Below are 6,528 nucleotides of genomic sequence, written 5' to 3'. Positions count from 1 at the left end.
TCATCGCAATTGATGGAAAAACGCTCCGGCACTCTTATGACAAGAGTCGCCGCAAGGGAGCGATTCATGTCATTAGTGCGTTCTCAACAATGCACAGTCTGGTCATCGGACAGATCAAGACGGATGAGAAATCCAATGAGATCACAGCTATCCCTGAACTTCTTAACATGTTAGATATTAAAGGAAAAATTATCACAACTGATGCGATGGGGTGCCAGAAAGATATTGCAGAGAAGATACAAAAACAGGGAGGTGATTATTTATTCGCTGTAAAAGGAAACCAGGGACGGCTTAATAAAGCCTTTGAGGAAAAATTTCCACTGAAAGAATTAAATAATCCAGAGCATGACAGTTACGCAATTAGTGAAAAGAGTCACGGCAGAGAAGAACTCCGTCTTCACATTGTTTGCGATGTCCCTGATGAACTTATTAATTTCACGTTTGAATGGAAAGAGCTGAAGAAATTATGCGTGGCAGTCTCCTTTCGGTCAATAATAGCAGAACAAAAGAAAGAGCCAGAAATGACGGTCAGATATTATATCAGTTCTGCTGATTTAACCGCAGAGAAGTTCGCCACAGCGATCCGAAATCACTGGCACGTGGAGAATAAGCTGCACTGGCGTCTGGACGTGGTAATAAATGAAGACGACTGCAAAATAAGAAGAGGAAATGCAGCAGAATTATTTTCAGGGATACGGCACATCGCTATTAATATTTTGACGAATGATAAGGTATTCAAGGCAGGGTTAAGACGTAAGATGAGAAAAGCAGCCATGGACAGAAACTATCTGGCGTCAGTCCTTGCGGGGAGCGGGCTTTCGTAATCTTGCCCTGTCTTGGAGGATGGAAATAATGAAATTAGGGAGCAGAGTATTAATTGATTTTTACAAAGTAAAAACAATGGATGATTTTTACGATCAACTATCTGAAAAGTTAGGCTTTCCTGAATATTTTGGTAGAAACGGCGATGCCCTGATCGATTGCCTGTTTAGCTTACGCTATCCACAGGATGAAATGACATCTATACATGTAAATAGTGAGGAATATTTACTGTTAGAATTAAGAGGATTTTCTTCCGTTGAACAAAAAATAAGAGATACTTTGGTTACGAGTATTGAGTTTGTTAGTAAAAAATGTAAAGAGAAAGGGCAAGCTCCTTCTATTGTTTTATTATTAAATTAATCGGATAGCATTAATTAGAATCCGGGAAGGAATTAAATCTTCCCTGCTTTTATTTTTACGCTTCTTTCAATACACCGGATATCCCGACTTTCATTCCTTTAACTACCTGTTTAACCTGATAAAGTTCCTTCCGTAGCTCCTCTACTTCGTTGTGCTCCGCAATCAGGATCAGACATCAGGGAAAGATCACGTAACGCTGTTTTTTTGTACTAAATAATTCGCACTAAATGTTCAATAATTAAAATATTCCTTATTACCTAAAGCTATTTTTCATTGCTTATACATGATCAAATACTCCTTACATAATTTAAAAAATTGATGGAACATATTTCTATTATCCCCGATTACAGACAAGCCTGGAAAGTGGAACATAAATTATCTGATATTCTACTGTTGACTATTTGTGCCGTTATTTCTGGTGCAGAAGGTTGGGAAGGGAAACGCATCTCGATTTTTTGAAGCAATATGGTGAATTTGAAAATGGTATTCCTGTTCACGATACTATTGCCAGAGTTGTATCCTGTATCAGTCCTGTAAAATTTCATGAGTGCTTTATTAACTGGATGCATGACTGCCATTCTTCAGATGATAAAGACGTCATCGCAATTGATGGAAAAACGCTCCGGCACTCTTATGACAAGAGTCGGCGCAAGGGAGCGATTCATGTCATTAGTGCGTTCTCAATAATGCACAGTCTGGTCATCGGACAGATCAAGACGGATGAGAAATCTAATGAGATCACAGCTATCCCTGAACTTCTTAACATGTTGGATATTAAAGGAAAAATTATCACAACTAATGCGGTGGGGTGCCAGAAAGATATTGCAGAGAAGATACAAAAACAGGGAGGTGATTATTTATTCGCTGTAAAAGGAAACCAAGGGCGGCTAAATACAGCCTTTGAGGAAAAGGGAGCGTAATCTGACTTGTCTCCCAAAGCTTACAAAGCCCACCGGTTCCGCCCGCTTTCTTTCGCCCGGTACAGCGCAGCATCGGCATCTGCAACTATTTGTTCAGTCGTTTTGGCGGGAGCAGAACAGGTGATCCCCTGGCTAACCGTAACAAACGCACTTACAGAAGATGCCTGATGGGCAATCGCTGCCAGTTTAAGTTCTTGCTTAATTCTGGCTGCTATCTTTTCGGCTTCCTGCAAGCAGGCATTAAAAAGAATAATGGCAAACTCTTCGCCACCATAACGAGCGACTATATCTTCGGGCTGGCGAATTGCGCGTTGCAGTACATCGGCAACTTGTATCAAACAACGATCGCCCGCCGGGTGTCCGTAAGTGTCGTTGTAGCGTTTAAAAAAATCGACATCCAGCATAATTAGGGCAAATGAGGCCTCTTGTTCTACTGCATCACCTAAAATACTATCCAGCGCCCGTCGGTTTGCCACTCCCGTTAAGGGATCGCGATGAGCCAATGCGTCGAGGCGATTAATTAGCAGGTTGTTGTATCTGTTTTGTTGCCATGCTTCTTCAAACCAACGTAATAAAATAAAACGTCCACCATAGAGAGCGAGAGAAAAAAGGCACCAGATAACAACGAAATGAATATTTAAATGATGATTGAGCATAAGACTGGCTAACGGAATGGTAAACCATAATGGAATGATAAATGCGAGTAGTGATGGAGTATGAAAATACAATGCAACAATGGCGCTAAGCATTAATAATACACATAGCGGATAAGCAAAAGGTAGCGTCCAGTGTGCAATAAAATAAAAGCAACACCATGACCATAACAGGCTTAGAACGAACAATAACCGCTGAATATACAGTACGTTTTTGCGGGGGGTGACCAATAAAAAGCCACTGATCAGCAGAATGCCAAATGATGAAATATCAATAGTATGTACAAGGTTTTCCTCATTAAACCATGAAGTCATATCCTCATTGAATAAAATGCTTCGCAGCAAAATCATCGATGAAAAACCGATGTTAATCAAGGCAAACCACGGCAGGCTAATCGACATTCCACGAATAACCATATCCTGTCGTTTTTTCCACGAATAATGAGAGTGTTTTCTTTTATCAAAAATCATTTCTTATAACCAGAAAAGGGCAGGAAGCCTGCCCAATTTATGCTGAACTTATGGCGTCACAATATTGAACCAGAATTCAAAATTATCCATATAGCCTAACATTTCGTTGAGTTTCTCTGCATTGCCACTGATTTTGACTTCGCCTTTATCTATCGCTTCTTTCAATGTCTCTTCCTTCAGAACGATTTTATTCAAGACATCGCGGGAGAGAGTGATTGTCGCGTCAGCATCAGATGCTTGCGTACCTGCAGTGTGATTGAGCACACCATTTTCAAGCTCTACTTTATAAGTGCCGCCATCTTCACCGAAATCAAAATTCAATACAGCTTTAGCGTCTGCTGCTTTCTCGCCATTAATGTGCACCGCAAGATAATCAAAGAACATTTCCGGCGTCATTGCGCGTACAGTGTCAGGGCTGGCAGTATTTGGCGTTGGCAGTTTTTGCACGCCGTTACGTAATTCCTGTGCGCCAGTAAGATAGAAATTACGCCACGGCCCGGATTCTGCCTGGTAGCCTAACTGTTCAAGCGCATCGGCTTCCAGATTTCTCGCAGCCTGGTTATTTGGATCGGCAAATACCACCTTGCTGACAACCTGGGCAACCCAGCGGAAATTACCCTGGTCATAATCCTGTTTGGCTTTTTGTAAAATGGCATCAGCACCGCCCATATATTCGACAAATTTCTTCGCAGCGTCTTCTGGCGGCAATTCATCAAGCGTTGCCGGGTTACCATCAAACCAACCGAGATAAAGCACATAAGTTGCTTTCACATCATGACTCACCGAACCGTAATACCCGCGATTCGCCCAGGTGTTAGCAAGCGAGGAGGGTAATTTAAAGTTTGCGGCGATCTCATCGCGGGTCTGCCCCTGATTCGCCATGCGCAGCGTTTGATCGTTGATGTAACGATACAAATCGCGCTGGGTTTTTAGCAGTTTAACGACGTTGTCATTGCCCCAGGTTGGCCAGTGATGCTGAGCGAGAATTATCTCCGCTTTATCACCCCACAAATTGAGTGCCTCGTTGATGTATTTGGACCAGGGAAGAGGTTGACGAATTTTGGCACCACGCAGTGAATAGGTGTTGTGGAGGGTGTGCGTGACATCTTCTGCAGTTTCGATCAGTTTCTTTTCTTCGATAAACCACAACATTTCAGAAGGTGCTTCGGAACCGGGCGCCATCAGAAAATCGTAGGTCAACCCATCGATCGTCTCTTTTTGCCCGGTTTTGGTGATGTAGTTGGTAGGGGCAATCAATGTAACTGTTCCTGCTGACGTTGTTGTTCCCAGCCCGGCTCCAACCTGGCCTTTAGCGTCAGGTTTCAATAAGTTGCCGTACATATAACTGGCTCGTCGGCTCATCACATTGCCAGCCATAATATTTTCTGAAACGGCCTCCTCTAAAAAACCGGCTGGTGCATAAATTTTTGTTTTACCTGATTTAACGTCAGCTTCATCAACCACGCCGCGAACGCCGCCGTAGTGATCGACATGGCTGTGCGTGTAGATAACTGCCACTACCGGTTTTTGACCACGATTTTTGTAATAAAGATCCATACCCACTTTGGCTGTTTCTGCAGAAACCAGTGGGTCAACGACGGTAATACCTTCTTTACCTTCGATGATGGTCATATTTGATAAATCGAGATTGCGAATTTGATAGACGCCGTCGGTTACTTCAAATAAACCACTGATATTTATCAGTTGCGCCTGACGCCATAAACTTGGGTTAACCGTATCAGGTGCTTTATCGCCTTCTTTTATAAAAGTATATTGCTGTGGATTCCAGATGACGTTCCCTTGTTCACCCTTAATCACCTCCTGAGGTATGGGGGCAATGAATCCTTTATGAGCATCAGTGAAATCGGTGTTATCGGAAAAGGGTAATTGACTATAAAGCGCATTATTCGCTTGTTGGGTGGCTGAGGTGGCCTCTTTTGGTGCTTCCGCGGCAATGAGAGGAAGTGAACTGGTGGTGAATAATCCCATGACTAGCAGACTTTTAGCAATATGATTAAGCTGCATCGCAAGTGTCTCCAGAAAGACTTTATAAAAGAAAGGATATTCCGAGCGAAAATTCTTAGTGAGGGCAAGAATAACTATAATTGGCATTAATAAATCAGCAAGCTGGATGTCGTGAATTTTCTTAATATGATAAGAAATAAAGAATAGATTCTGTATATTACAAGGCAGGTGTTTATTATTGTGGAAGCTAATAGTATATATGCGTTATTAAAATGGCGACGTAAATATCGCTATCTCTTTGCACATCATTTCGCATCAAAGAACACATGACGTTTTCGGCTTGTGCTAATTTTGCTGGCAGTCTTTAAAAAGGAGCATAACAATGCCACATATTGATATTAAGTGTTTTCCCCGTGAACTGGACGAGCAACAAAAAGCGGAACTGGCCGCGGAGATTACCGACGTCATTATTCGCCATCTGAACAGTAAAGAGAGTTCGATCAGCATCGCACTACAGCAGATCCAACCGGAAGCATGGCAAGCTGTCTGGGACAGCGAAATCGCGCCCCAGATGGCGACATTGATCAAAAAACCGGGTTACAGCATGTAGCGCGCTATCCTGCCGTGACGCGTTTACCGCTGGTAACGAAAGTGCCAGCGCCTAAATGGTGAAGGGTGTTGAGTTTATCATCATCAAATTGCCAGCGACCTTCGACAAATACCCGCGCGTCTGCCGCTGCCGACACAACTTCGCCAAATAAAGTATCGTATTTTTCTTGCGCAGAAGTCGCGGGCAGCAGGCGGCATTCCATCCACGCCAGACATTTCTCTTCGACCAACGGTAAACCCAGCACCGGACCTTTCACGACAGGAATGCCGTAACAGTTAAACTTATCTTCATCGCGCCCTGAAACGCTACCTACCGCCCAGGTCCAGTTAGTTGCCGCTACGCCGGGGATCACAATGCCAAACATGCCGCTACGTTCTATCAACTCCCGTGACCAGGTGGATTTATCCACCACAATTGCCACCCGCGGCGGCTCAAATTCTACAGGCATCGACCAGGCTGCGGCCATTACGTTTCGTAACTGGGACAGTTTATCGTGACTGGTAATCAAAATAGTCGGGCCGTGGTTTAACAGACGGCTGGCATGATGCAACTCGACGGGAATAAATCGGCTCACGGTATCGCCTCGCTATGAAGGGGGTTTTAAAAGCGTAGCTCGTAACGCAATAAGCAACGAAATTAACGGGATTGGCGATTTACGAACGTGATGGATGTCCACGAACGCACAAAATAGCCGGTGCTACGTCTAATCCAGGTTATAAGTTGATAA

The 6,528-nt window shown here is 43.5% G+C and carries 6 protein-coding genes and 2 pseudogenes; 4 read left to right on the top strand and 4 right to left on the bottom strand.

The window, feature by feature from the left end; translation table 11 throughout:
- Together A1SC_RS17020 and A1SC_RS17025 are read left to right on the top strand one after the other, a co-directional pair.
- A partial coding sequence (locus A1SC_RS17020) for an ISAs1 family transposase (protein ID WP_024214568.1) occupies positions 1-824 on the top strand: 824 nt, incomplete at its 5' end.
- 28 nt (positions 825-852) lie between these two features.
- Positions 853-1,182 (top strand): barstar family protein, encoded by a 330-nt coding sequence (locus A1SC_RS17025; protein ID WP_016248705.1) that lies wholly within the window; start codon positions 853-855, stop codon positions 1,180-1,182.
- Positions 1,183-1,237: 55 nt separating this feature from the next.
- Here A1SC_RS17025 and A1SC_RS25755 read toward each other — a convergent pair.
- Positions 1,238-1,357, bottom strand: a pseudogene (locus tag A1SC_RS25755) (toxin SymE, type I toxin-antitoxin system family protein); the annotation flags it as partial.
- A gap of 143 nt (positions 1,358-1,500) precedes the next feature.
- On the opposite strand from A1SC_RS25755, the pseudogene A1SC_RS24455 reads away from it, so the two are divergent.
- Positions 1,501-2,093: pseudogene (locus tag A1SC_RS24455) on the top strand (ISAs1 family transposase); the annotation flags it as partial.
- Between the two features lie 29 nt (positions 2,094-2,122).
- Here the strand turns inward: A1SC_RS24455 and A1SC_RS17030 are convergent.
- Together A1SC_RS17030 and A1SC_RS17035 are read right to left on the bottom strand one after the other, a co-directional pair.
- Positions 2,123-3,172 (bottom strand): sensor domain-containing diguanylate cyclase, encoded by a 1,050-nt coding sequence (locus A1SC_RS17030; protein ID WP_016262017.1) that lies wholly within the window; start codon positions 3,170-3,172, stop codon positions 2,123-2,125.
- Positions 3,173-3,274: 102 nt separating this feature from the next.
- The gene (locus tag A1SC_RS17035; RefSeq protein ID WP_001176571.1) at positions 3,275-5,251 is read right to left on the bottom strand and encodes an alkyl/aryl-sulfatase; all 1,977 of its coding nucleotides are present in this window, start codon (positions 5,249-5,251) and stop codon (positions 3,275-3,277) included.
- A 322-nt stretch (positions 5,252-5,573) separates the two neighbouring features.
- Between A1SC_RS17035 and pptA the strand changes: the two genes are divergently transcribed.
- Complete coding sequence (pptA, locus tag A1SC_RS17040) at positions 5,574-5,801, top strand: tautomerase PptA (RefSeq protein WP_001120151.1); 228 nt, start codon at positions 5,574-5,576, stop codon at positions 5,799-5,801.
- A gap of 4 nt (positions 5,802-5,805) precedes the next feature.
- Here the strand turns inward: pptA and A1SC_RS17045 are convergent, their stop codons facing one another.
- Positions 5,806-6,375, bottom strand: a complete 570-nt coding sequence (locus A1SC_RS17045) for a flavin reductase family protein (protein WP_000085920.1) — start codon at positions 6,373-6,375, stop codon at positions 5,806-5,808.
- Between the last annotated feature and the right edge of the window lie 153 nt (positions 6,376-6,528).

The sequence above is a fragment of the Escherichia sp. KTE52 genome (assembly GCF_000408325.1).
GTDB classification, from domain to species: domain Bacteria; phylum Pseudomonadota; class Gammaproteobacteria; order Enterobacterales; family Enterobacteriaceae; genus Escherichia; species Escherichia marmotae.
This window is presented reverse-complemented; position numbering and strand designations above follow the sequence as displayed.

Coding starts and splice junctions, on each gene's coding strand:
- A1SC_RS17025 (WP_016248705.1), top strand. CDS start 853: ATGAAATTAGGGAGCAGAGTATTAATTGATTTTTACAAAGTAAAAACA.
- A1SC_RS17030 (WP_016262017.1), bottom strand. CDS start 3,172: ATGGTTATTCGTGGAATGTCGATTAGCCTGCCGTGGTTTGCCTTGATT.
- pptA (WP_001120151.1), top strand. CDS start 5,574: ATGCCACATATTGATATTAAGTGTTTTCCCCGTGAACTGGACGAGCAA.
- A1SC_RS17035 (WP_001176571.1), bottom strand. CDS start 5,251: ATGCAGCTTAATCATATTGCTAAAAGTCTGCTAGTCATGGGATTATTC.